Consider the following 23082-nt stretch of genomic DNA (forward strand, 5'->3'; position numbering starts at 1 on the left):
CGCCTATAGCTATGGAAACACAGCTCAGGTTTGCAATACGTGAGGGCGGACACACAGTAGGCTCAGGTGTAGTAACGGAGATAGTAGAATAAAATAAGACCACAGACCGCAGACCACAGACCGCAGACTTGAAAGTCTGTAGTCGGCAGTCTGTAGTCGGAAGTCTACAGTCTGGAGTAAGAATGTCCACAGAAAAAATTTTAACAACGCAAAGGTTAAGGATCAAATTACGTGCGTATGACCACAAAATGCTAGATGACTCTCTGGCAAAAATCATTGAAACTGCTAGACGTACAGGTGCTAGTATTACAGGCCCTGTGTTGCTGCCGACGGATATCAGGAAGTACTGCGTTAACCGATCTGTTCACGCTGATAAAAAATCCAGGGAACAGTTCGAGATGCGGATCCATAAGAGGTTAGTGGATATTCTGGAACCGTCTCAGAAAACAGTCGAAGAGTTAATGAAACTTGATCTGCCGGCCGGCGTTGACATTGAAATAAAAATGTAAAAAATCAGACCACAGACTACAGACCGCAGACAAGAGATGTTTTGTCTGAAGTCTCTAGTCTGAAGTCTCTAGTCTGGAGTTAAGAATGTTAAAATCAATACTTGGAAATAAAATAGGGATGACACAAATATTCGATGAGACTGGCAATATGATTCCTGTAACCGTTATTAACGCAGGCCCGTGCACTGTAACCGGTATCAGGACCAATGAAAAAAACGGCTATACAGCTCTGCAGTTAGGGTTCGGGGATATAAAGGAAAAAGCGTTAAAAAATCCTGTTAAAGGGCAGTTTAAAAAACTTGAGATAACTCCAAAGAAATATTTGCGTGAATTCAGGGTTGATGACGTTTCTGCCTATAAGATCGGGCAGGAAATAAAGGCGGATCTTTTTAAAGCCGGTGATTATGTTGATATATCCGGGGTCAGCAAGGGTAAAGGTTTTGCCGGCGGGGTAAAAAGGTATCATTTTAAAGGCGGTGTGCAAACTCACGGACAATCTGACAGGCAGCGAGCTCCCGGTAGCATAGGTTCCCAAGGGCCGCAGCATGTCCTTAAAGGCATGAGAATGGCTGGGCATATGGGAAACGTGGTAATAACTACCCAGAAACTTAAAGTTGTAAAGGTTGATAATGAAAAAAACCTTATCCTTATAAATGGCGCTGTTCCTGGAGTAAACGGAAATATGGTTGTAGTTAATAAAACCGTTAAGAAAGTAAGCACAGCTATACCTGATGTTCAAAAGAAGCCGCAGGCAAAGAAAAAGGAAGTAAAGAAAGAAGCACCGAAAAAATAGTTATCAGCAATCAGGTGTCAGGCATCAGTTAAATGAATCAGTCTTTACTGAAACCTGATAGCTGAAGCCTGAAAGCTGAATTGAGGTAAATACAAATGGAAACAGCGGTATTTGATATTGAGGGAAAAGAAACTAAAAAAGTAGAACTGCCGAACATTTTTGAGACTAAAATGTCTTCGAACCTGCTTCACGAAGTTGTGAAAGGCTATTTGGCAAATCAAAGAGCAGGTACTCATTCTACAAAAACAAGGGGAGAGGTCAGCGGCGGTGGGACTAAACCCTGGCGTCAGAAAGGCACAGGCAGGGCCAGAAGCGGTTCTATACGTTCGCCGTTATGGAGAAAGGGCGGGATAATTTTCGGGCCCAAACCGCACAGCTATTATCAGAATTTATCTCAAAAGAAAAGAAGGCTGGCGCTTGGCATAGCTTTTGCAGAAAAGTTAAAAGGCAACAACCTGGTCGTACTAAACAGTATATCTGTAGCTGAGCCAAAAACGAAAAAGGTGTTTAAGATACTTGCAGACTTGAAATTAACAGGAAAAAAAATTCTGCTTGTAGTTGATAAAGTAGACCCGAAACTTAAAACAGCCGGCCGTAACATTGAAGACCTTGTCATAGAGGAGTACAGGAATTTAAATGCTTATCAAGTCCTTTGGGCTGATAAAATGGTAATAGTTGAATCAGCTCTTGAAAATATAAAAGAAAAGGTAGAGATAAAAGAAAAGGTATAGGTGTTAAAATGGATATAAGGCAAATAATTAAAAAACCATTAATAACTGAAAAAGCAACAAACCTGAAAGAAAATGAGAATAAATATCTTTTTATGGTTGACAAAGCAGCTACCAAAGGCCAGATCAGGGAAGCTATCGAAAAACTATTTAAAGTAGAAGTAGAGAATGTCCATACCCTGGTCGTTCCGGGAAAGCTAAGGCGCATGGGTGTTAATTCCGGCTACAGGGCTAACTGGAAAAAAGCTATTGTGAAAGTTAAAAAAGGCCAGAGCATAAAGATCGTTGAAGAAGTCTAAATAAAGACCACAGACATCAGACCACAGACATCAGACTAAATACCAAGCCTGAAGTCTATAGTCTGAAGTCTGAAGTCTATAGTCTGGAGTTAATAATGCCGATAAAAACCTTTAAACCTTATACGCCTGTACGCAGGTTCATTACAGTAGAAGATTTTTCGGATATTACTAAGTCCGAACCGGAAAAATCGTTGATTACCCCGATAAGAAAAACCGGCGGCCGGTGCAATACTGGAAGGCTTACTGTAAGGCACCACGGAGGCGGGCATAAGCAGTTTTATCGGATAATTGATTTTAAAAGGGAAAAATTAAATATCCCTGCAAAGGTTTTGTCAATAGAATATGACCCGAACAGGTCTTGCAGGATTTGCCTCGTAGAGTATGAAGATAAAGAGAAAAGATATATCTTACAGCCTCTTGGCCTTAAGGTAGGCGATACTATAATGTCCGGGCCTGAAGTAGAAATAAAGATAGGAAATGCACTGCCCATAGCGAATCTGCCTAGCGGTACTTTCATTCATAATGTTGAGCTTGAACCGGGCAGAGGCGGAAAACTTGTCCGTTCAGCAGGAGCAGCAGCGCAGATCATGGCAAAGGAAGGCGATTTTGCACAACTCAGAATGCCTTCCAGCGAGATGAGGATAGTTTCCATAAAATGTTATGCAACTATCGGGCAGGTCGGGAACCTTGACCATGAAAATGTTTCCCTGGGTTCTGCCGGAAGAAGCCGTCATCTGGGAATAAGGCCGACGGTCAGAGGTACTGCCATGAATGCAGTTGACCATCCTCACGGAGGGGGCCGCGGTAAATCCAAAGGGCATAATCATCCTTCAAGCCCGTGGGGCCAGCCTTCAAAAGGTTTTAGAACAAGAAGAAAAAAGAACTGGGATAAAATGAGAATAAGGCGCCGCAGTGTTGGTAAGACCGTGGCAGCACATTAGTTAATATACTTGCATAAAAATATTACAATAGTAGCGATAATCCCGCCAAGGCGGGACTTCACATATTGAAGTTTACATAAAGGAGTTCAGAATGAGCAGGTCAACAAAAAAGGGCCCATATGTTGATGAGAAACTTCTTAAAAAAATACAGAAACTGAATGAAACTGGAGAAAAAAAGGTGATAAAGACCTGGGCGAGAGCTTCGATGATAACTCCTGATTTTGTCGGGCATACCCTTGCGATACATAATGGAAAGAAGTTTTTGCCGATATATATGACAGAACAAATGGTAGGACACAGGCTTGGCGAGTTTTCGCCTACGAGAGTTTTTAGAGGCCATGGCGAAGCTCATACAAAAGAAGCATCAGCGTTGACATAATCTTAGCGTTCAGCGTGTAGCGTAGAGCGTATAGGAAAAAATAACAAAAGAGAGAAAAAATATGGAAGCTTTATCAAAATCAAAATTTCAAAGATATGCCCCAAGAAAAGTAAATCAGGTCCTTAGGTTGGTAAGAAATAAACCTGTTGAAAAAGCTCTTGAGATATTATCTTTTACACCCAAATCTTCAGCTGATCTGGTAATAAAAACATTAAAAAGCGCTATTGCAAACGCTGGCCGTGTAAAAAACATGGCAGGGCTTAAAGTAAAGAGCTGCTGGGTCGGCCAGGGGCCTGTTCTTAAAAGGCTTAGACCCGGGCCTATGGGGCGAGGAATGCAGTATAAAAGAAAAACCTGTAATTTAACGATAGTAGTAGGAGATTAAAAATACAGACCGCAGACCACAGACCACAGACAAAAGTCTGTAGTCTCTAGTCTGGAGTCTCTAGTCTGGAGTTAAAAATGGGTCAGAAAATACATCCTAAAAGCGTACGGTTGGGTTATATCAGAGATTGGGATTCGAAATGGTTCAATTTAAAAGAAATGCCGGAACTAATTGAAGAGGATCAGCATATCAGGCATTACCTGAAAGATAAATTGCGCCTTGCGGCAGTTTCCAGGGTCGGGATAGAGCGAGCCGGAAAATATTTAAGAATAAACATATACACTGCCCGGCCAGGCATAGTTATAGGAAAGGGCGGGCAGGGCATTGAAACATTGCAAAAAGAACTTGAAGAAATAAGCGAGAAAAAAACTTTTGTAAATGTGATGGAAATCAAGAATGCTGAAATAGATGCACAGTTGATTGCAGAAGGTGTGGCTTTACAGCTTGAAAAACAGGTGGCCTATAGAAGAGCAATGAAAAGGGCTATAGAACGCGCCATGGCTTCCGGAGCTCAGGGAATAAAGATAATGGTTGCTGGGAGGCTCGGAGGAGCTGAAATCGCAAGGACCGAATGGCTTAAAGAAGGGCGTCTTCCTCTTCAGACTTTCAGGGCAGACATTGACTATGGATTTTCTGAAGCATTTACCACTATGGGACAGATAGGGGTTAAGACCTGGGTCTTTAAAAAAGAATTTTTTAAAAAGACAGAAAAAGACCTGTTAGACGAAGCAAGGCCGGTGGTAAAAGATGAGATAGATAACGAAAAGAAAGAAGATGTACCCAAAGAGAAAGAAAAAGAACAACCACAAGATAAGATAGATCCGGGGATAAAATAATCTAGAGGAATTCAAAAATGTTAATGCCAAAAAGAGTTAAATACCGCAAAGCACAAAGAGGCAGGATGAAAGGCAAAGCCAAAGGCGGCACATCAGTTGATTTTGGTGAATACGGCTTAAGAGCGCTTGAACCGGCCTGGATCACAAGCCAGCAGATAGAGGCAACAAGAATGTCTCTTACAAAGTATCTTAAAAAGGGCGGGAAGATATGGTTCAGGATTTTTCCCGATAAACCTGTAACAAAAAAACCTGCAGAAACAAGGATGGGTAAAGGTAAAGGTTCTCCTGAATCATGGGTTTGCGTAGTTAAGCCCGGGAAAATAATGTTTGAACTTGAAGGGCTTCCAAAAGATGTCGCTAAAGAGGCACTGAGAAGAGCTTCACATAAATTGCCTATTAAAACAAGGTTCGAACAGAGAGAAGAAATATAAATATAGACAACAGACGTCAGACAACAGACCACAGATAAAAATTTAAAAGATTTTTAGCCTCTTGTCTGAAGTCGGAAGTCTGAAGTCGGAAGTCTGGAGTTAATATGAAAGGCAAAGTTTGGCAGGAAATAAAGAATTTATCTGATGTTGAGCTTGAAACAAAACTTCGCGAGACTGAAGAGGAATTGTTCCGTTTAAGGTTCCGTCATTCTTCTACACCTTTAAAAAACCCTTTATTATTGAGATATCTGAAAAGGACAATAGCAAAAATTAGAACTCTATTTAAGGAAAGGGAAACTGTAAAAGCTTCAAATTAATTTTGGGAGGATTTTTAGTGGAAAACAGTATTGAACGTAATGACCGTAAAACATTGACAGGCACTGTTATAAAAGACAAAATGAATAAAACGCGTGTTGTAGAGGTCTCTCGCACGTTTCGTCATTCCGAATATGCCAAAGTCTCCAGACGGGTTAAAAGTTTTTGCATGCATGACGAAAAAAATGAAACGCATATCGGAGATAAAGTTATAATGATGGAAACAAGGCCGTTGTCAAAAACAAAGAGATGGCGGCTATTGGAGATAGTAGGGAAAACGAAATAATACAGACCACAGACCGCAGACTGCAGACAAAAGTCTGAAGTCTCTAGTCTGAAGTCTTTAGTCTGGAGTTAATTATGATTCAAGAAAGAACGATACTTAATGTTGCGGATAACTCTGGTGCCAGGAAGATCAGGTGCTTCAGGATTTTAGGTGGCACAAGGCACAGGTATGCCACATTAGGCGATATCATCATAGCTTCTGTCCAGGATGCACTACCGAAAGCAGCCATAAAGAAAGGCGAAGTTGTAAGGTGTGTTATAGTAAGGTGCGTAAAAGAACGCAGAAGAGCTGACGGCACTTATATCAAGTTCGACGACAATGCTGCAGTTGTTATTACTGAAGAGGGGGAGCCAAAAGGTACTCGTATTTTCGGGCCTGTCGCAAGAGAATTACGCGAGAAAAATTATCTAAAAATAATTTCTTTGGCGCCTGAAGTCATATAAATGCAGACCACAGACCACAGACCACAGACCAAAGTCTGAAGTCTCTAGTCTGAAGTCTCTAGTCTGGAGAACAATAATGATACACGTAAAGAAAAAAGATAAAGTAAAAGTACTTTCTGGCAAAGATAAAGATAAATTGGGCGAAGTTTTAAAGGTCTTCCCAAAAGAGAATAAGGTTATTGTAGCAAAGATAAATTTTGTAAAACACCATACGAAACCTACACAAACGGCTCCGGGCGGTATCCATGAAAAAGAAGCGGCTATTTCTATTTCCAAAGTTATGCTTGTATGCCCGAAATGCAATCAGACAACAAGACAAAAAATAGATTTTCTCTCAGATGGCAAAAAAATAAGGATTTGCCGTCACTGCGGAGAAATGATAGTTTAAAATAAGTTTAGAGTTTAAAGGCTAGAGTTTAGAAGTAAAAAACAAAAAAATAAGAAGGATATCATGAAAAACTATGTTCCACGGTTAAAAGAAGCCTATAAAAACGTTGTTGTACCGGCGCTGATGAAGCAATTTAATTTTAAGAACATCCATCAGACTCCAAAACTTGTTAAAATAGTCGTTAATATCGGGCTGTCTGAAGCAAAAGAAAACGTTAAAGTCGTCGATAGCGCGGCAGGTGAGCTTAGTGCTATTACAGGGCAAAAGCCTAAGATATGCCGTGCAAAAAAATCCATATCAAATTTTAAACTAAGACAAGGGATGCCGATAGGCGTAAAAGTAACTTTGCAAAGTGACAGGATGTATGAGTTTTTCGACAGGTTAGTCAATGTCTCTATACCGCGTATCCGTGATTTTCATGGCTTAGAGCCGAATGCCTTTGATGGAGACGGGAATTATAATTTAGGGCTTAGTGAACAATATATTTTTCCTGAGATAAATGTCGAAAAATCCGATAAAACCCGCGGTATGAATATTACGATCGTAACCAGTACTTCAAAAGATAATGAGGCAAAAGAGTTTTTGGCTTTAATGGGAATGCCTTTTAAGAAAAGATAAAAACAAGGTAAAAGGTAAATGGGAGACGGTAAACGGTAAACCCTCAAACCTTTAAATCTGTATACCTTCTACCATTTACCGTCTACCAATTAGTTAAAGGAGTTATAATGGCAACAATTGCTTGGGTCGTAAAGATGAGAAAGACTTCAAAATATTCAACCCAGCATAGAAACCGCTGCCGTTTATGCGGAAGAGCACGCGGTTTTTACAGGGATTTCGGTCTTTGCAGGATTTGTTTCAGGAAACTCGCACATCAGGGGGAAATACCGGGTGTTACGAAGTCAAGCTGGTAAAAAAATCTGACTACAGACCACAGGCCATAGACTAAAGACCTAAAAGGGTTTAAAGTCTGCAGTCTGAAGTCTCTAGTCTAAAGTCTGAGGTTAAAACAATGGTCACAGATCCAATAGCTGATATGTTCACTAGAATACGGAATGCTAATGCGAAATTGCTTGAGAAGGTAGATATCCCGTCTTCAAAATTGAAAATAGAGGTCGCCAAGGTGCTAAAAGATGAGGGGTATATCGCTAACTATAAAAACATTGAAGACTATAAGCAGGGGATCTTAAGGATATATCTTAAATATACCGGAGAGGGAAATAGAGTATTGCAGGGATTAAAGAGGATTTCCACTCCCGGTCTAAGGGTTTACAGGCAGTCTGACAGCCTGCCAAAAGTTTCAGGCGGTATCGGCATCTCGATAATTTCTACTTCAAAAGGCTTGATGACAAACAAAAAGGCGCAGGCCAGCAAAGTCGGAGGGGAAGTTATAGGATACGTTTGGTAGAAAAAATATCAAAGTGCAAATTGCAAAATGTAAAATTAAGGTAAAGGCAATTTAAATAAAAACAATATTAATTTTACATTTTGAACTTTGAAATTTGCATTGCGAACGAAGTGAGGGTAATATGAGTCGTTTAGGAAAAAAACCGTTAACAATACCGGAAAAAGTAAAAGTAGAATTCAACAATAATTTATTAAAAATAAAAGGCCCGTTAGGAGAAATAACTCAAAATGTCCCTTCTTGTATCAAAACAAGAGTTGAAAACAATGAAGTCTTTTTTGAGTTACTGGAAACAACCAGGGAAAATGATATGCTGCATGGGTTAACCAGGGGGATGTTAAAAAATAATCTTATCGGTGTTGTCACTGGTTTTAAAAAAGACCTGGAAATGTCAGGCCTGGGTTATAAAGCCGCAGTTGAAGGAAAAAACCTTAATTTGCAGCTGGGTTTTTCGCATCCCATAAGCTTCCCGATCCCTCAAGGTATCACCATAGCCGTTGATAAAATGACGCATATGTCCATTTCAGGAATAAATAAAGACCTTGTTGGAGAAGTAGCTGCACATATAAGATCTTATAGGCCTCCTGAGCCTTATAAAGGCACCGGAATAAAGTATGTTGGAGAGCACATTATTCGTAAAGTCGGTAAAGCAGCAGCCACAGCTACCGGCGGTACGGGTGGAAAATAATAAATACAGACCACAGACATCAGACAACAGACCTATAGTCTGAAGTCGGTAGTCTGTAGTCTGAAGTCTGGAGTTAATAATGAGAGACCCTAAAGTACGGTTGCTTAAAAGAAAACAATCAATAAGAAAAAAGATCACCGGCACAAAAGAAAGGCCGAGGCTTTCTGTTTACCGCGGACACAAACATATATATGCACAGCTGATAGATGACACAAAAGGAAATACACTTCTTTTTGTATCGACCCTTTCACCTGAATTAAAAGACAAGATGAAGTCCTGTGATACAGTTGCAGCAGCCCAGGTGATAGGAGAAGCCTTAGCAAAAAAAGCTATTGAAAAAGGATATAAATCGGTTGTATTTGACAGAAGCGGTTATATTTATCATGGCAGAATAAAAGCCTTAGCCGATACCGCAAGAAAAAACGGGCTCGTATTTTAAAAGACAGCGCGGAGCGGATAGCGTAGAGCGGATAGTAAAGTCAAAACAAATTGTGATTTTGGTTTTTCTATACGCTAAACGCTATACGCTGAACGCTAGTTTTTAGGAGGATTCGTTGCAAGAAGAAATTCTTAAACCAGAAAATTTATCGGAAGTACCTGTCAGTACTGCTACTGCCGGAAGCGGCATAGCAAAGGAAACAGTTGTTGCTGTAAACAGGGTAGCTAAAGTCGTTAAAGGTGGAAAGAGGTTTTCTTTCAACGCACTCGTAGTTGTGGGAGACGGTTACGGCAAAGTAGGTTGTGCACTTGGGAAAGCCAAGGAAGTCCAGGGTGCGATCCAAAAAGCAACTTCCAGGGCCCATAAAAACATGATTAGCGTTACTCTTCTTGGGAACACTATCCCGCATGAAGTTACAGGCGAATCAGGTGCGGGCAGGGTTTTCCTCCGCCCGGCTGCCCCTGGTACCGGAGTTATTGCCGGAGGAGCTGTCAGGGCTGTTCTTGAAGCTGTAGGTATAAAAGATATTTTAACAAAGTCTTTACGTTCATCAAATCCGTTTAACGTAGTTTATGCAACTATAGAAGCTTTAAAAGGTTTGCGTACGAAAGAACAGGTAGCTAAAATCAGAAATAAAGAGGTCAGTGATTTATGATAGGCTTAAATAATCTAAAACCGGCACCCGGCTCCAAGCACAGGAAAAAAATTGTAGGAAGGGGAGAAGGATCCGGTCACGGCGGTCAGTCAGGCAGAGGAATGAAGGGGCAAAAAGGCAGGTCCGGCGACGGTGTTATGACAGGGTTTGAAGGCGGGCAGATGCCTTTAGTCAGAAGGATACCTAAAAGAGGTTTTACGAGCAGGTTCCGTAAAAATTTTGCAGTAATTAATATAGAGATTTTGGATAAGAATTTTAAACCCGATTCGGAAATAACTCCGGAAATAATGAGAAAAGTAAAAATAGTAAAAGAAAACTACCCTATAAAGGTTTTAGGGAACGGGGAGATAAAGCAAGCATTGAAAATTAAAGCAAATGCGTTTTCAAAATCGGCAATTGAAAAGATAAAAGCAAGCGGCGGCACTGCGGAAATTATACAAAAAAAATAGTCGTGAGTTTTGTGTTTTGAGTCTTGGGTCAAGACTCATAACTCATTACTCAGGACAAGGTGTGAACTATGCTAAAAAGTTTCGGTGACATTTTTAAAATTCCAGAACTTAAAAGAAGGGTTTTGTTTACTTTGGCGATCATTGCTTCTTACAGGTTAGGGGCAGCTATCCCTATTCCCGGAGTAAATGCAACTGCATTGAAGTCATTATTTGATGCCCACAGGAACTCTCTGCTTGGTTTTTTAGATATGTTTTCAGGTGGTGCGCTGAATAAACTGTCCATTTTTTCGATGGGTATAATGCCTTACATAAACGCCTCGATAATCATGAGTTTGCTCCAGGGTGCGCATATATTCCCTTACTTGGACCATCTTGCAAAAGAAGGCGAGCTTGGAAGAAAAAAAATAATCCAGATAACCCGGTATTTGACTTTGTTTTTAGGTGCGGTACAGTCTTTCGGGCTTGCAATGGCCATAAGCAAAATGCCGACACCTGCAGGTATAGCCATAGTCAATGACCCTACAACCGCCTGGATGGCATTAACCGTATTGACTCTTGTTACAGGGACGGTTTTTATCATGTGGCTGGGAGAACAGGTAACTGAACAAGGTGTAGGTAACGGCATATCTTTAATCATATTTGCAGGTATAGTGGACAGGCTTCCCTCAGCTGTGAAGGATATTATACGTTTGTTGAAACTGGACGAACTATCTCTTCTTACTGTCCTATTGCTTTTAGCGATAACAGTTACGGTCACTGCACTTGTTGTCTGGGTTGAAACGGCTCAAAGGAAAATCCCGGTACAATATGCAAAACGCGTTGTTGGAAGGAAAATGTATGGCGGGGCTAATACATTTTTGCCTTTAAAAGTTGACCAGTCTGGTGTTATAGCCGTTATTTTTGCCATATCCCTTTTATCCGCTCCGTTGACCGTAGCGCAATTCTTTCCTGACTCAGCCTGGGCAAAGCTTATCAGTGATTGGTTCAGGAGTGGTTCGATTATTTATCAGCTGATCTATGCGAGTTTAATTATATTTTTCTGTTATTTTTATAATTCGGTGGCATTTAATCCGAAGGAGCTTGCTGAAAACATGAAAAAATGGGGTGGTTTTATTCCGGGCATACGTCCCGGGGAGTCAACCGCCAATTATATTCAAAAAGTCCTTGAACGGATAACCCTGGGCGGGGCTTTATTTGTCGCATCTATAGCTGTTCTCCCGGATTATCTGAGGAGTATTTTCAATGCGCCATTTTTCTTCGGCGGCACGGCCCTTTTGATAGTTGTAGGCGTTGCCTTGGATACTGTCGGGCAAATCGAGTCTCATCTTATAATGAGGCACTACGAAGGTTTCATGAAAGATGGCCGTATTAAAGGCCGATGGTTTAACATTAAATAAGACTACAGACATCAGACAACAGACGTCAGACTAAAATCTAAGGTCTGAGTCTTCAGTCTGTAGTCTGCAGTCTGGAGTCTAAGATATGAACTTGATTTTATTAGGTCCTCCTGGTGCGGGAAAAGGCACGCAGGCACAGAGGATATCTTTAAAATATAAATTACCGCACATATCAACAGGCGATATTTTTAGAGAAACATCAAAGAGCGGTTCGGATCTTGGGAAAAAGCTGCAGAGTTATATGTCTTCCGGGCTGCTTGTACCAGATAACCTGGTAATAGAAATCGTTAAAGAAAGATTAAATAAAGCTGATTGTAAAAATGGTTTCCTTTTGGACGGTTTTCCAAGAACTGTGCCCCAGGCACAGGAGCTTAACAAGGTAATAGAAGCAAAAGGACAAAAGATAGACAAAGTCATCTCCATCTCCTTGACTGATGAAGAGATAATAAAGCGTATATCTGGAAGAAGGCTTTGTTCCTGCGGAGCGGATTATAACATCTATTCGCAACCGCCAAAAGTAAAAGATATATGCGATAAATGCAATGGAAAACTTATACAGCGTGCAGATGATGATCCCGAAACCGTAAAAAAGCGTTTGGAAGTCTATAATAAACAAACAAGCCCTTTGATAGATTATTATACTAAGCTCGGCATCTTGGCAAAGATCGATGGCAGTAAATCTATAGACGAAGTCTTTAAAGATACTACTGCGGTTCTTAGTATATTCGACATGAAGGTATGAATTCATAATGATGCCGTAGGCCGCGTTATTTAAGGAGCCTCTGGCTCCTGACGTTAGGAGCTCCACTGGATAACAATTTAAATTACGTAGCATCTAACACCCAGCCGATCGAACTGAAAACAAATTCTGAGATTGAAATAATGCGGCAGGCGGGCCAGGCAGTTGCGGAGGTATTAAGAAAGCTTGTTGAATCTGCAAAGCCAGGCACACCGACAAAGTATTTGGATGATGCAGCAAGGCAGGGGATAAGTTCTTTTAAAATGGAGCCGGCGTTTTTGGGGTACAGGGGATATCCGGCTGCGGCGTGCATATCTATCAATAATGAATTGGTCCACGGTATTCCAAACCCTAAAAAGATAATCAAAGAAGGGGATTTGGTCAGCATAGATCTGGGCGTATCATACAAAGGTTACTTCGGCGATATGGCTGTGACGTTCGGGGTAGGAAAGATTTCTCCGGAAGCAAAAAAACTTTTAGATATAACCAGGGAATCCTTGGATATCGCCATAGAGAAAGTCAATCCCGGAAATAGATTAGGCGATATATCCTGGGCAGTTCAAAGTTTTGCTGAAAAAGCGGGTTTTTCTGTAGTAAGAGATTATGTCGGCCACGGGATAGGCAGGAAACTTCATGAAGAACCTCAGATACCTAATTTTGGCAACCCAGGTACGGGTGTAAGGTTAGTTGAGGGCATGGTTTTATGCCTGGAACCGATGATAAATGAGGGTAGCTGGCAGGTCAAGACTCTAAAAGATAACTGGACTGTAGTAACTGTTGACGGTAAACTTTGTGCCCATTTCGAACATATGGTAGCTGTAACAAAGAATGGGTGCGAAGTGTTGACAAAAATATAGAACAATATGTCATGGGTAATGAGTTTTGGGTCTTGGGTTTACGACTCATTACTCATAACTCTAGACTCAAGACAAGGTGAGTGTTTAATATGGCAAAAGAAGAGAAAATAATGGTGGAAGGCAAGATCCTTGAGGCACTGCCTAATGCAATGTTCAGGGTAGAGATCGAAGGCGGGCATAAGGTTTTAGCGCATATATGCGGCAAAATGAGGATGAACTACATAAAAATCTTACCCGGAGATAAAGTAAAAGTAGAGTTGTCTCCCTATGACCTGACAAGAGGGAGAATAACGTTTAGGGAAAAATAATAACATTGTCATGCGTCGTGAGTTTTGGGTTTTGAGTCTTTTAACCCATAACACATGACCCACGACTCAATACGGAGACCCCATGAAAGTCCGTGCATCGGTAAAACCAATATGTAAAAAATGTAAAGTAGTAAAACGTGAAGGTGTTACCCGCGTTATATGCAGTGATCCACGCCATAAACAAAGACAAGGATAATATTACAGTGACCAATTAACAGTAATCAGTTACCATAAAATCATGGTTCTGGTCACTGGTTACTGGTCACTGGTAACTGGAGGAAGTATGGCTCGTGTTGCCGGAGTAGATTTACTTAAAGCAAAAAGAGTGGATATAGCTTTAACTTATATTTATGGGATAGGCCGTTTTCTTTCAAATAAGATCCTGGCTGAAGTTCAGATCGATCCCGCAAAAAGAGTTAAGGATCTTACAGAGGAAGAAGTAAACAAGCTTAACACTGTCATATCAAAAAATTTTAAAGTCGAAGGAGACTTAAGAAGGGAAGTTGCGGAAAATATTAAAAGATATATTGGCATAGGATCATATCGCGGATACCGCCATAGGAGGAACCTGCCTGTGCGGGGCCAGCGTACAAAAACAAATGCCCGTACAAAAAGAGGAAAGCGTAAAACAGTGGGCGCTTCAAAGGCCGTAAAGCCGGCAGCAGTAGCGGCTCCGGAAGCAAGCAAGTAAAGAATCAGACGTGAGACCACAGACCTCAGACCTCAGACAGCAGACAAAATTAGTAGTTTAGTCTATAGTCGGAAGTCTGAAGTCAGTAGTCTAAAATTTGGAGGTTTTATTTAATGGCGACAACACCACCACCAGAAAAAAAAGCAGCACCTGTACGAAAGAAAAAGATCCGTTTTACCGGGACCTTGGCTAAAGCTTATGTTCAGTCTTCTTTTAATAATACAATTATTACTATAACAGATGAAAGAGGAAATACCTTAGCCTGGGCTTCTGCCGGAGGAAGCGGGTTTAAAGGAACAAAGAAAGGAACCCCGTTTGCTGCTCAAATGACAGCAGCAAATGTTGCAAAGAAAGCTTTAGATGTAGGGGTTAAACAGGTTACTGTATTGGTAAACGGGCCGGGCCCTGGAAGAGAAACTGCTATACGAGGCCTTCAGGGAGCCGGGTTGTCTATTACTTCTATCAGAGATATAACTCCGGTACCGCATGACGGCTGCAGGCCGCCTAAACCCAGAAGAGTATAAAATCAGACATGAGACCACAGACATCAGGCAGCAGACAAGAAAATTAATGGTTTTAGTCTGTAGTCTGAGGTCTGAAGTCAGTAGTCTATATGGAGGTTAGTAATAAATGGCACGTTATTTAGGTTCAACTTGCAAGCTTTGCCGAAGGGAAAGAGAAAAGCTATTCCTAAAAGGGCTAAAGTGCAGCACAAAATGTATTATGGATGCAAAGAGAGGGAAAAACCCGCCGGGGAAACAGGCTAATGCGCGCATGAAAAAACCCTCGGAGTATTCCAAAAGATTAAGGGAAAAACAAAAGGCAAGAAGTATTTATGGCTTGACTGAACAGCAGTTCCATCATTATTTTACGCGTGCGGAAAAGTTGAAGGGTTTGACCGGGGAAAACCTTCTGCAGCTGCTCGAAATGAGGCTCGACAACGTTGTTTACCGCTTAGGAATAGCCCCTTCAAGGAATATGGCACGCCAGGTCGTTAACCACGGCAATGTATTGGTAAACGGCAAAACAGTTGATTTGCCGGGTTATCCTATGAAAATAAAAGATACGATAACTATCAAGGATAAGATCAAAAATAATATTTTTATACTTAAATCCCTTGAAAAAACAGATACTTCGCCGTCCTGGCTGAAATTAGATAAGCAAACCATAACGGGTTCTATACTCACTTTACCTGGGAAAGATCAGATGTCGCATCCCATTGACAGTCAGTTGATAGTAGAATTGTACTCAAAATAAAAAACAGCTGCTTACAGTGATTTTTTACTATGATTACACAGATTAAAACCAAAAACAAATAGAGTTATCACTGTAATCTTTATAGGTTATCACCGGAATCAAAGTTAGCGAAGCTAACTACATATAATTCCGATACTTTTTGGAGGTCTAACGGAATGAAGACAATTGATTTAGAGAAACTGCGCAGGCTTGAATTAGACGAAAAGACAGCAACTCCCACGTACGGGCGCTTTATTGCCGAACCATTTGAGAGGGGATACGGGCATACAATAGGCAATGCTTTAAGAAGGATACTTTTCTCGAGCCTTGAAGGTTCTGCCATTTCATCGATACGCATAAAAGGTGCTTTGCATGAATTTGCAGTGCTTAAAAATGTGAAAGAAGATGTTGCAAATATCATACTTAACTTAAAGAGAATCAGGCTTAAGATGTATACTAAAGGCCCTGAAACCCTTTTCTTGAAAGTAAAGAAACACGGCCTGGTCACAGCCAAGGATATAGAACCTAATGCAAATATCGAAATATTGACTATCGACCAACCCATAGCTACCCTGGACCACGGAGCAGAACTTGAGATCGAGATGGAAGTGACCCGCGGTAAAGGTTATGTGGTCGAATCCGAAAATGCCCAGGGTAAATATACAACAAATACCATAGTCCTTGATGCCTTGTATTCACCTATAATAAAGGTTAACTATGAGGTTGAAAATACAAGAGTAGAACAAATAACCGATTATGATAAATTGATACTCGAAATATGGACCGACGGGTCAGTTTCTCCTTCGGACGCCCTTGCTTACTCTGCAAAAGTGCTCAAGAACACCCTAAGTATTTTTACAGGGCCCGAGCCTGTAGTTGAAACAGTCACGCAGCAGGAAGTCCAGGACGAAAAATTAAATGAGTTGTTAAAACAACCCATCAGTATTATGGACCTGTCTGTCAGGTCCTATAACTCAGTTACCGGTGCGGGGTTAAAAACGATAGGAGACCTGGTCATAAAGCAGGAAGAGGAAATACTTTCATTTAAAAATTGCGGGAAACGTTCAATAACCGAGATAAAAGAAAAGCTGCAAGAGTTAGGTTTATCTCTCGGGATGAAAGGAATCGAAAATGATTAAGAATTATCATAGGCGGAAATTATCCGTAACAAGTGCCCATAGAAGGTCTATGCTCAGGAACATGGCGACATCTCTTTTTTTGCATGAGAAGATCAAAACTACTTATGCCAGGGCAAAAGAGCTTCAGAGTTATTCCGAAAGGCTTATAACCGGAGCAAAGCCTTTAACCCTCGATGCAAAGAGGAAGATCTTTGCAGAGATAAAGGATAAGGAAGTCCAGAAAAAGATATTTGAAGTCCTTGTCCCCAGGTTTAAAGAGCGCAGTGGCGGGTATACCCAGATGTATAAACTGGGGAACCGGGTCGGAGATAACGCAGAAATCGTATTGATAAGGCTTTTGAGTTAGTGACTTAGGATTAAAGATATGTTTGATTATTTATTCAGGCTTTTTTCAAATGATATGGGGATCGATCTTGGCACAGCGTCGGTCCTTGTTTATGTAAAAGGACAGGGGATAGTGCTTAGAGAACCTTCCGTAGTAGCTATAGAAAGAGATACAAAAAAGATCCTGGCTATCGGCATTGAAGCAAAAAGAATGCTTGGTAAAACACCTGCGAATATCATAGCCGTCAGGCCGCTCAGGAACGGAGTAATAGCGGATTTTGAAGTCACAGAACAAATGATAAGGTATTTCATCAAAAAAGTGCATAACAGAAGAAGCCTTCTTCATCCCCGGGTAGTCATCGGTATCCCAAGCGGGATAACGGAAGTAGAAAGAAGAGCCGTAAGAGAGTCTTCCGAGCAGGCCGGGGCACGGGAAGTGTATCTGATAGAAGAGCCCATGGCTGCTGCTATAGGCGCGAACATACCAATACAGGAACCCGAAGGCAACATGATAGTTGATATCGGCGGAGGCACCACAGAGGTAGCGGTCATATCTTTAGGCGGCATGGTGGTATCAAAATCGATCGACGTGGCCGGTGATGAGATGGATGAAGCGATAGTCCAATATTTTAGAAGAAAATATAATTTATTAATCGGCGAAAATACAGCCGAAGAAGTGAAGATCCGGATAGGTTCAGTTTTTCCTTTAGCAGAAGAAAAAAGCATGGAAGTTAAAGGAAGGGATCAGGTTACGGGGCTTCCTAAAACGATAACTATAACTTCCGAAGAAGTCCGCTCGGCGTTATCAGAACCGATAAAGTCCATTGTCGAAGTCATCAAAGGGACACTGGAAGAAACACCTGCCGAACTCTCAGCAGATCTGGTTGACAGGGGCATAGTTTTAGCAGGAGGAGGTTCGTTGCTGCGCGGGATATCAGACCTGCTTAGCCAGGAAACAGAGCTTCCTGTAAATATAGCAGAGGATCCTCTTACGTGCGTAGTAAGGGGTACGGGAAAATATCTTGAAGAATTGGATAACATCCGTTCCGCAAAAAAAGGAATCCTGTAAGTCCAATGAAAAATGCAAATTGCAAAATGCAAAATTGTAGTATCCCGCCAAGGCGGGGATTAATTTAAATAAGTCCGCTAAAGCGGACACCTTAATTTTTAACTTTTCATTTTTAATTTTGCATTAAGTTAAGGGTTCGAGCCCCTTTAAACCATGGAAGAAGATTTATATTCTCACCGCAAATCAAATCTTATATTTCTTTTCTTATTAATTACAAGCGTCTTTTTTATGACAACCCGCCTTAATGATTACGTAATAGGCTTTAAGAACTTTCTTTTTTACCTGATCTCACCTACCCCTATCGCTTCATCAAAAGTGATCAATTCCAGCCAAAGATTTTCCAAAAACATAAAAGAATTGGTCAAGGCTCACCAGGAAAACATAAACTTAAAGAAAAAATTAGAAAAATATGCCAGGCTTGAAAATGAATATGTACATTTTAAAGAAGAAAATACAAGGCTGCGCAATATTTTTGAGTTCTTGCCCATTCTGTCAAAAAAAGCAGTCGTAGCAACGGTCGTAAGCCGCGAGCCGAACAGTTGGTTTCAGTGGGTAATAATCGGGAAAGGGAAAAACGACGGGTTAGTAATAGATGCTCCGGTCCTGGCCTGGGAAAAGAATAATTCTTATGTATTAGGAAGGGTAGGCGAGGTATTTAAAAATTATTCAAAGGTAATACTTGTTACTAATGCCTTTTCTGCTTTGCCGGCCATGACGGGCATCAGCGGGCACGAAGGTCTCATCGAAGGGCAAAACAACAGCCTGGTAAAACTTAATTATCTAATGAAAGAAAATGATATTAAGGTCGGGGATAAGGTAGTCACAAGCCCGTTAAGCTCAGTATTTCCCCCGAATATTTTAATCGGGAGGATGGCAGAGATAGCTCCGTCGGATGATGAGCGTTTTAAGTCTGTGTTCGTTGAGCCCGGAGCGGACATAAATAATCTAAAAGAAGTCATTGTTTTGATCCCGGAATAAAAAATGATAAAGCCGGTGTTTTATATTTTATCTTTCTTAATAGGGCTTATTTTACAGTTCAGTTTCAGCCAGTATATTTCCATAAACGGGCTGGCTCCGAACTTTATTTTGATATTTATAGTATTCTTAAGCCTCATGCGCGGCTCGATTACAGGCCAGGCGTACGGTTTTTTATGGGGGTTGTCCTGGGATGTTTTTTCAGTAAGGCTTTTTGGGTGCCATGCTTTTATTTTCACCTGCCTCGGGTATTTCCTTGGGCTTCTAAGCAAGAAGTGGGATGAAAATAAACTTAGTACTCAGGTGTTCCTTACTCTTGTTTGTTCAATATTCTATTGGCTAGCCCTTATTTTATTGTATCAGTTTTTTGGGGACGGGAAATTGCAGGTCAATTATATAATGATTTTACAGCCTCTTATTAATATGCTTTTAGCTCCTCCTGTTTTCAGGGTATGTTCGCTGTTGGTGGATTATTTTGACATAGATGAAAAAAGATATTAATTTAAAGGAAAATTCAAAATGCAAAATGAAAAATGCAAAATTAAAGTATCGCCTTTGGCGACTTATTTAAATTGATCCTGCCGTGTCCGACGATTCTGTCGGACTCCGTATCGAAGCATCGGAGGCGGGATACAACAATTTTGCACTTTGCACTTTTCATTTTGCATTAAAATTAGGCCCCTATGGTATGGCAACAGGAACATAAGCTTGCATATGAAAACTTTTTAGAAAAACACAATTTTGTACTTTATTGTTTGTTGGTTTTATTTATTACTATGTCAGTCCGCCTTTTATACCTTCAGGTAGTAAGGGGCAACTATTATAAAGATATATCTGAACAACAACATATTCAGATAATCCTTGAAAGAGCTCCCAGGGGCATTATTTACGACCGGTTCGGAAACAAATTGGTAGAAAATAAGACTGCGTTCGTTGCCCTTTTCTATCCCTTTGCCCAGTACACAACACCGCCAAAAGAACTGCTTATTAAACTAAACAAAATATTCCCGGTAAAAAACTTAACTACTCGTCTTATCCAGAGCTGGAGCAGGGGCAAGGTAGTAAGGCTGGCAGAAGACTTGAGCCTCGAAGAGATGTTTCGTATACAGGAGCAGAGGCTTTTGCTTCCTGGAATATCTGTAATAAGAGAATCTAAACGCGAGTACACCGACCTAATGGCTAATTCTCATCTTGTAGGGTATTTAAGCGAAATTACCGCAAAAGAACTTGAAAACGTAAAACCCGATACATATAAAATGGGAGATTATATCGGCCGCTCAGGCATTGAAAAGGTCTGGGACGGTACTTTACGCGGCCAAGATGGCGGATGGCAGATAGAAGTAGATGCTTATGGGCACCAAACCCGGCTGATAAGGCATATCCCTTCTTCCGTAGGCGGAAGCATTTATACTACCATAGATGCAAACCTGCAGAAGGCAGCTTATGAAGGTTTAGAAGCTACTCTTAAACTAAAAAAAGCAAGAGGGGCAGTTATCGGCATAGACCCGAGATCAGGTGCGGTAAGGATACTAGTATCCAGCCCTGGTTTTGATCCGGAGAAATCTTTTTCAAGAGAGTTTAATAAGTATATTACGGATAAAGACCTTCCTTTGTTCAACAGGGCTATACAAGCCCTTTACCCACCGGGCTCAATATTTAAAATAATAACTTTTGTAGGTGCTTTAGAAGAAAAAGTGATAGACCCGTCCAAAACATTCCTTTGTACAGGACAATTTGCTTTCGGGGATAAAGTATTTAAGTGCTGGGAAAAGAAAGGACATGGAAGGCTTTCGCTGCTGCCTGCTTTGTCAAAATCATGCGATGTGTATTTTTATCAACTAGGATTAAAATCCGGGTCTGACCTGATTGAGAAGTATGCAAAAATGTTCCGTCTTGACAAGCAGACAGGTATTGAACTCGCAGGAGAAAAAAAAGGACTTATCCCGAGCAAGGAATGGAAAATGGCAAGGTTTGGGCAGCCCTGGACTCCCGGTGATACGATCAATATGGCTATAGGGCAAGGTTTTTTATGGGTAACTCCTATTGAAATGGCTGTTATGATGTCGGCTGTTGCGAACGGAGGCACTTTATATAAACCATATTTACTTGACAGGATAGAATCTTCTGGGGGCGAGATACTTTCAAAGACAGATGCAAAAAAACTCAGTGAAATACAGCTCTCTCCCGAAGTCTGGCAATTGATAAAAGAAGGATTAGAAGAAGTTGTAAAAACCGGTACCGGCCAGGGATGTTTTTTTAAGAACCTGAAGGTTTCAGGAAAAACAGGTACTGCCCAAAATCCGCAGGGTGATGATCACGCCTGGTTCATCGCTTATGCTCCGAGCGATAATCCTGAGCTGGCCCTGACTATAATTGTCGAAAATGGCGGCCACGGAGGCAGTGTGGCAGCTCCCATTGCAAGAAAAATATTCAAGGAAGCGTTTAAGGAAGAGACAAAGAATGAATGGTAAAACGAATAATGAAAATTGCAAAATGAAAATTGCAAAATTATGGTATCCCGCCATGGCGGGATGATTTAAATAAGTCCGCAGTAGCGGACACATTAATTTTTCATTTTGCATTTTAATGGGGTTATTAGAACATGCCTTATAAACTGGAATTAATTGGGTCGGAAAAACAAACATTGCCAAAACGGTTTGTTGAAAAAATGGATTGGTTTTTGCTTATTATCATAACTTTTATCATAGTTTCGGGGCTGATAGCTGTGTATTCCGCGGTGCTTCATTTCGGAAACCCCGGCAGGTTTTTTATCACCCAGTCCTTTGCGATATTTTTTGGGTTTCTTGCCATGATCTTGTTCTTGAGTTTCAATTACCAATATTTCAAGGAAATACATGTTTTTATATACATAATTTCAATATTGATGCTTGGTTTGGTACTTATATTTGGATTGACTATAAGGGGGACAAGAGGGTGGTTCCATATAGGACATTTTGCGTTCCAGCCGGTCGAGTTCACTAAGATAATGTTTATTTTAGTCTTAGCGGCTCATCTTGATAAACACTGGCGGGAAATGAAGAAACTTCCGGCGCTCTTCGTTCCGTTAGCCTTACTCCTGGGGCACATTATACTTGTTTTGGTGCAGCCGGACTTCTCGTCAACCCTTGTGTATTTTCCTGTTACTATAGCGTTGTTATATGTTGCGGGTGCTGAAATACTTTATCTTTTGGCAATTATCCTCTTCGGAAGTATCGCTGTAGGAATACCTCTTATTTCGACATATCTGCGCATGCAGCCGGATTTCCTGCACTTTCATCCGTTCTTTAATTATCTTGTCCTTGCTACCCACGGAGGGCTTAAAGCTTTTATAGTCTTATCTGTCATAGTTTTATTTCTTGCGGTAGTTTGGTGGCTATTGAATAATTTCAGGATACATATACCTTCAATAGTCCTTATATCGTTATCCTTGATAATCGTGTTCGGGAGCCTTTCATCTGCGGTAATACAAAAATCAATAAAAGAATACCAGAGAAAACGGCTTGTTGTTTTTATAAACCCGGACATAGACCCGCTGGGCTCAGGTTATAATATAATACAATCAAAGATAGCGATAGGTTCAGGCCATTATTTCGGCAAAGGATTTTTTTCAGGGACGCAGACCCAGCTTGGCTTCCTGCCGGAGCAGCACACGGATTTTATATTTTCTGTCATAGGAGAAGAAACAGGGTTTTTCTTCTCGTTCTTTCTGGTATCGCTTTATTTTGCCCTCATCTGGAGGGCCCTTGTTATTGCCAGGGAAGCCCGGGACAGGTATGGTTCTATGGTGGCAACAGGTATTGCTACGATGTTCGGTTTTTATGCGATAATAAATATAGGTATGGTTATGGGTCTGATGCCTGCAGCAGGCCTTCCTCTTCCCTTTGTTTCGTACGGAGGTTCATCGATGGTGTCATCGTTGACCGCTATCGGGATACTTTTTTCGATACATATAAGAAGATACACAAACTAAAGTGCAAATTT

36 protein-coding genes are annotated in these 23082 nt (G+C 40.9%); all 36 read left to right on the forward strand.

Going from position 1 to position 23082, the window contains the following annotated elements:
- Window positions 1-92: elongation factor Tu (locus LHV68_12170; protein ID MCB4792624.1), on the forward strand; the 92-nt coding region annotated here is incomplete at its 5' end.
- A 90-nt stretch (window positions 93-182) separates the two neighbouring features.
- Entirely contained in the window at window positions 183-509 is a 327-nt protein-coding gene (gene rpsJ, locus LHV68_12175; protein MCB4792625.1) for a 30S ribosomal protein S10, read from the forward strand.
- 85 nt (window positions 510-594) lie between these two features.
- Window positions 595-1302, forward strand: a complete 708-nt coding sequence (gene rplC, locus LHV68_12180; protein ID MCB4792626.1) for a 50S ribosomal protein L3 — start codon at window positions 595-597, stop codon at window positions 1300-1302.
- Window positions 1303-1397: 95 nt separating this feature from the next.
- Entirely contained in the window at window positions 1398-2033 is a 636-nt protein-coding gene (gene rplD / locus LHV68_12185) for a 50S ribosomal protein L4 (GenBank protein ID MCB4792627.1), read from the forward strand.
- An 8-nt stretch (window positions 2034-2041) separates the two neighbouring features.
- A complete protein-coding gene (locus tag LHV68_12190; GenBank protein ID MCB4792628.1) occupies window positions 2042-2329 on the forward strand; it encodes a 50S ribosomal protein L23 in 288 nt (95 codons plus the stop codon).
- Window positions 2330-2424: 95 nt separating this feature from the next.
- Window positions 2425-3270 (forward strand): 50S ribosomal protein L2, encoded by an 846-nt coding sequence (gene rplB / locus LHV68_12195; protein ID MCB4792629.1) that lies wholly within the window; start codon window positions 2425-2427, stop codon window positions 3268-3270.
- A 91-nt stretch (window positions 3271-3361) separates the two neighbouring features.
- On the forward strand, window positions 3362-3649 hold the full coding sequence (gene rpsS / locus LHV68_12200; GenBank protein ID MCB4792630.1) for a 30S ribosomal protein S19: 288 nt from the start codon (window positions 3362-3364) through the stop codon (window positions 3647-3649).
- 61 nt (window positions 3650-3710) lie between these two features.
- Window positions 3711-4034: a 50S ribosomal protein L22 gene (gene rplV, locus LHV68_12205; GenBank protein ID MCB4792631.1), complete on the forward strand. Its 324-nt coding sequence runs from the start codon at window positions 3711-3713 to the stop codon at window positions 4032-4034.
- A gap of 77 nt (window positions 4035-4111) precedes the next feature.
- Window positions 4112-4870: a 30S ribosomal protein S3 gene (gene rpsC / locus LHV68_12210; GenBank protein MCB4792632.1), complete on the forward strand. Its 759-nt coding sequence runs from the start codon at window positions 4112-4114 to the stop codon at window positions 4868-4870.
- Window positions 4871-4887: 17 nt separating this feature from the next.
- Window positions 4888-5301, forward strand: a complete 414-nt coding sequence (gene rplP / locus LHV68_12215) for a 50S ribosomal protein L16 (GenBank protein MCB4792633.1) — start codon at window positions 4888-4890, stop codon at window positions 5299-5301.
- A gap of 104 nt (window positions 5302-5405) precedes the next feature.
- Complete coding sequence (rpmC, locus tag LHV68_12220; GenBank protein ID MCB4792634.1) at window positions 5406-5618, forward strand: 50S ribosomal protein L29; 213 nt, start codon at window positions 5406-5408, stop codon at window positions 5616-5618.
- A 17-nt stretch (window positions 5619-5635) separates the two neighbouring features.
- Complete coding sequence (gene rpsQ, locus LHV68_12225; protein ID MCB4792635.1) at window positions 5636-5902, forward strand: 30S ribosomal protein S17; 267 nt, start codon at window positions 5636-5638, stop codon at window positions 5900-5902.
- A gap of 74 nt (window positions 5903-5976) precedes the next feature.
- Window positions 5977-6345 carry a 50S ribosomal protein L14 gene (rplN, locus tag LHV68_12230; GenBank protein MCB4792636.1) on the forward strand — a complete coding sequence of 123 codons (369 nt, stop codon included), beginning with the start codon at window positions 5977-5979 and terminating at the stop codon, window positions 6343-6345.
- 76 nt (window positions 6346-6421) lie between these two features.
- A complete protein-coding gene (rplX, locus tag LHV68_12235) occupies window positions 6422-6733 on the forward strand; it encodes a 50S ribosomal protein L24 (protein ID MCB4792637.1) in 312 nt (103 codons plus the stop codon).
- 63 nt (window positions 6734-6796) lie between these two features.
- On the forward strand, window positions 6797-7351 hold the full coding sequence (gene rplE, locus LHV68_12240) for a 50S ribosomal protein L5 (GenBank protein MCB4792638.1): 555 nt from the start codon (window positions 6797-6799) through the stop codon (window positions 7349-7351).
- Window positions 7352-7458: 107 nt separating this feature from the next.
- Window positions 7459-7644, forward strand: coding sequence for a type Z 30S ribosomal protein S14 (locus LHV68_12245; GenBank protein MCB4792639.1), 186 nt, complete (start codon window positions 7459-7461; stop codon window positions 7642-7644).
- A 98-nt stretch (window positions 7645-7742) separates the two neighbouring features.
- Window positions 7743-8138, forward strand: coding sequence for a 30S ribosomal protein S8 (gene rpsH, locus LHV68_12250; GenBank protein ID MCB4792640.1), 396 nt, complete (start codon window positions 7743-7745; stop codon window positions 8136-8138).
- Between the two features lie 121 nt (window positions 8139-8259).
- Window positions 8260-8823 (forward strand): 50S ribosomal protein L6, encoded by a 564-nt coding sequence (rplF, locus tag LHV68_12255; protein MCB4792641.1) that lies wholly within the window; start codon window positions 8260-8262, stop codon window positions 8821-8823.
- Between the two features lie 79 nt (window positions 8824-8902).
- Entirely contained in the window at window positions 8903-9262 is a 360-nt protein-coding gene (gene rplR, locus LHV68_12260) for a 50S ribosomal protein L18 (protein MCB4792642.1), read from the forward strand.
- A gap of 187 nt (window positions 9263-9449) precedes the next feature.
- The gene (gene rpsE, locus LHV68_12265; protein ID MCB4792643.1) at window positions 9450-9917 is read left to right on the forward strand and encodes a 30S ribosomal protein S5; all 468 of its coding nucleotides are present in this window, start codon (window positions 9450-9452) and stop codon (window positions 9915-9917) included.
- Complete coding sequence (gene rplO, locus LHV68_12270) at window positions 9917-10366, forward strand: 50S ribosomal protein L15 (GenBank protein ID MCB4792644.1); 450 nt, start codon at window positions 9917-9919, stop codon at window positions 10364-10366. The genes rpsE and rplO overlap by 1 nt, the downstream gene beginning before the upstream one ends.
- Window positions 10367-10434: 68 nt before the next feature.
- The gene (gene secY / locus LHV68_12275) at window positions 10435-11763 is read left to right on the forward strand and encodes a preprotein translocase subunit SecY (GenBank protein MCB4792645.1); all 1329 of its coding nucleotides are present in this window, start codon (window positions 10435-10437) and stop codon (window positions 11761-11763) included.
- 85 nt (window positions 11764-11848) lie between these two features.
- Window positions 11849-12505: an adenylate kinase gene (locus LHV68_12280; protein ID MCB4792646.1), complete on the forward strand. Its 657-nt coding sequence runs from the start codon at window positions 11849-11851 to the stop codon at window positions 12503-12505.
- Between the two features lie 113 nt (window positions 12506-12618).
- Window positions 12619-13359: a type I methionyl aminopeptidase gene (map, locus tag LHV68_12285; GenBank protein MCB4792647.1), complete on the forward strand. Its 741-nt coding sequence runs from the start codon at window positions 12619-12621 to the stop codon at window positions 13357-13359.
- An 89-nt stretch (window positions 13360-13448) separates the two neighbouring features.
- Window positions 13449-13667 (forward strand): translation initiation factor IF-1, encoded by a 219-nt coding sequence (gene infA, locus LHV68_12290; protein MCB4792648.1) that lies wholly within the window; start codon window positions 13449-13451, stop codon window positions 13665-13667.
- Between the two features lie 82 nt (window positions 13668-13749).
- On the forward strand, window positions 13750-13863 hold the full coding sequence (rpmJ, locus tag LHV68_12295) for a 50S ribosomal protein L36 (GenBank protein MCB4792649.1): 114 nt from the start codon (window positions 13750-13752) through the stop codon (window positions 13861-13863).
- A gap of 87 nt (window positions 13864-13950) precedes the next feature.
- Window positions 13951-14358: a 30S ribosomal protein S13 gene (rpsM, locus tag LHV68_12300; protein ID MCB4792650.1), complete on the forward strand. Its 408-nt coding sequence runs from the start codon at window positions 13951-13953 to the stop codon at window positions 14356-14358.
- Between the two features lie 113 nt (window positions 14359-14471).
- On the forward strand, window positions 14472-14882 hold the full coding sequence (rpsK, locus tag LHV68_12305; GenBank protein ID MCB4792651.1) for a 30S ribosomal protein S11: 411 nt from the start codon (window positions 14472-14474) through the stop codon (window positions 14880-14882).
- A gap of 106 nt (window positions 14883-14988) precedes the next feature.
- The gene (gene rpsD, locus LHV68_12310) at window positions 14989-15615 is read left to right on the forward strand and encodes a 30S ribosomal protein S4 (GenBank protein MCB4792652.1); all 627 of its coding nucleotides are present in this window, start codon (window positions 14989-14991) and stop codon (window positions 15613-15615) included.
- A gap of 155 nt (window positions 15616-15770) precedes the next feature.
- Window positions 15771-16733, forward strand: coding sequence for a DNA-directed RNA polymerase subunit alpha (locus tag LHV68_12315; GenBank protein ID MCB4792653.1), 963 nt, complete (start codon window positions 15771-15773; stop codon window positions 16731-16733).
- Entirely contained in the window at window positions 16726-17079 is a 354-nt protein-coding gene (gene rplQ / locus LHV68_12320; protein MCB4792654.1) for a 50S ribosomal protein L17, read from the forward strand. The genes LHV68_12315 and rplQ overlap by 8 nt, the downstream gene beginning before the upstream one ends.
- Before the next feature lie 18 nt (window positions 17080-17097).
- Window positions 17098-18126, forward strand: a complete 1029-nt coding sequence (locus tag LHV68_12325) for a rod shape-determining protein (GenBank protein MCB4792655.1) — start codon at window positions 17098-17100, stop codon at window positions 18124-18126.
- Between the two features lie 228 nt (window positions 18127-18354).
- Window positions 18355-19104 (forward strand): rod shape-determining protein MreC, encoded by a 750-nt coding sequence (gene mreC, locus LHV68_12330; protein MCB4792656.1) that lies wholly within the window; start codon window positions 18355-18357, stop codon window positions 19102-19104.
- Window positions 19105-19107: 3 nt separating this feature from the next.
- Window positions 19108-19602 carry a rod shape-determining protein MreD gene (gene mreD, locus LHV68_12335; GenBank protein MCB4792657.1) on the forward strand — a complete coding sequence of 165 codons (495 nt, stop codon included), beginning with the start codon at window positions 19108-19110 and terminating at the stop codon, window positions 19600-19602.
- 182 nt (window positions 19603-19784) lie between these two features.
- On the forward strand, window positions 19785-21572 hold the full coding sequence (gene mrdA / locus LHV68_12340) for a penicillin-binding protein 2 (GenBank protein ID MCB4792658.1): 1788 nt from the start codon (window positions 19785-19787) through the stop codon (window positions 21570-21572).
- Between the two features lie 131 nt (window positions 21573-21703).
- The gene (rodA, locus tag LHV68_12345; GenBank protein MCB4792659.1) at window positions 21704-23071 is read left to right on the forward strand and encodes a rod shape-determining protein RodA; all 1368 of its coding nucleotides are present in this window, start codon (window positions 21704-21706) and stop codon (window positions 23069-23071) included.
- Window positions 23072-23082 lie beyond the last annotated feature (11 nt).

The organism is Candidatus Liberimonas magnetica, from assembly GCA_020523885.1.
GTDB classification, from domain to species: Bacteria; Elusimicrobiota; Endomicrobiia; order Endomicrobiales; family JAFGIL01; genus Liberimonas; species Liberimonas magnetica.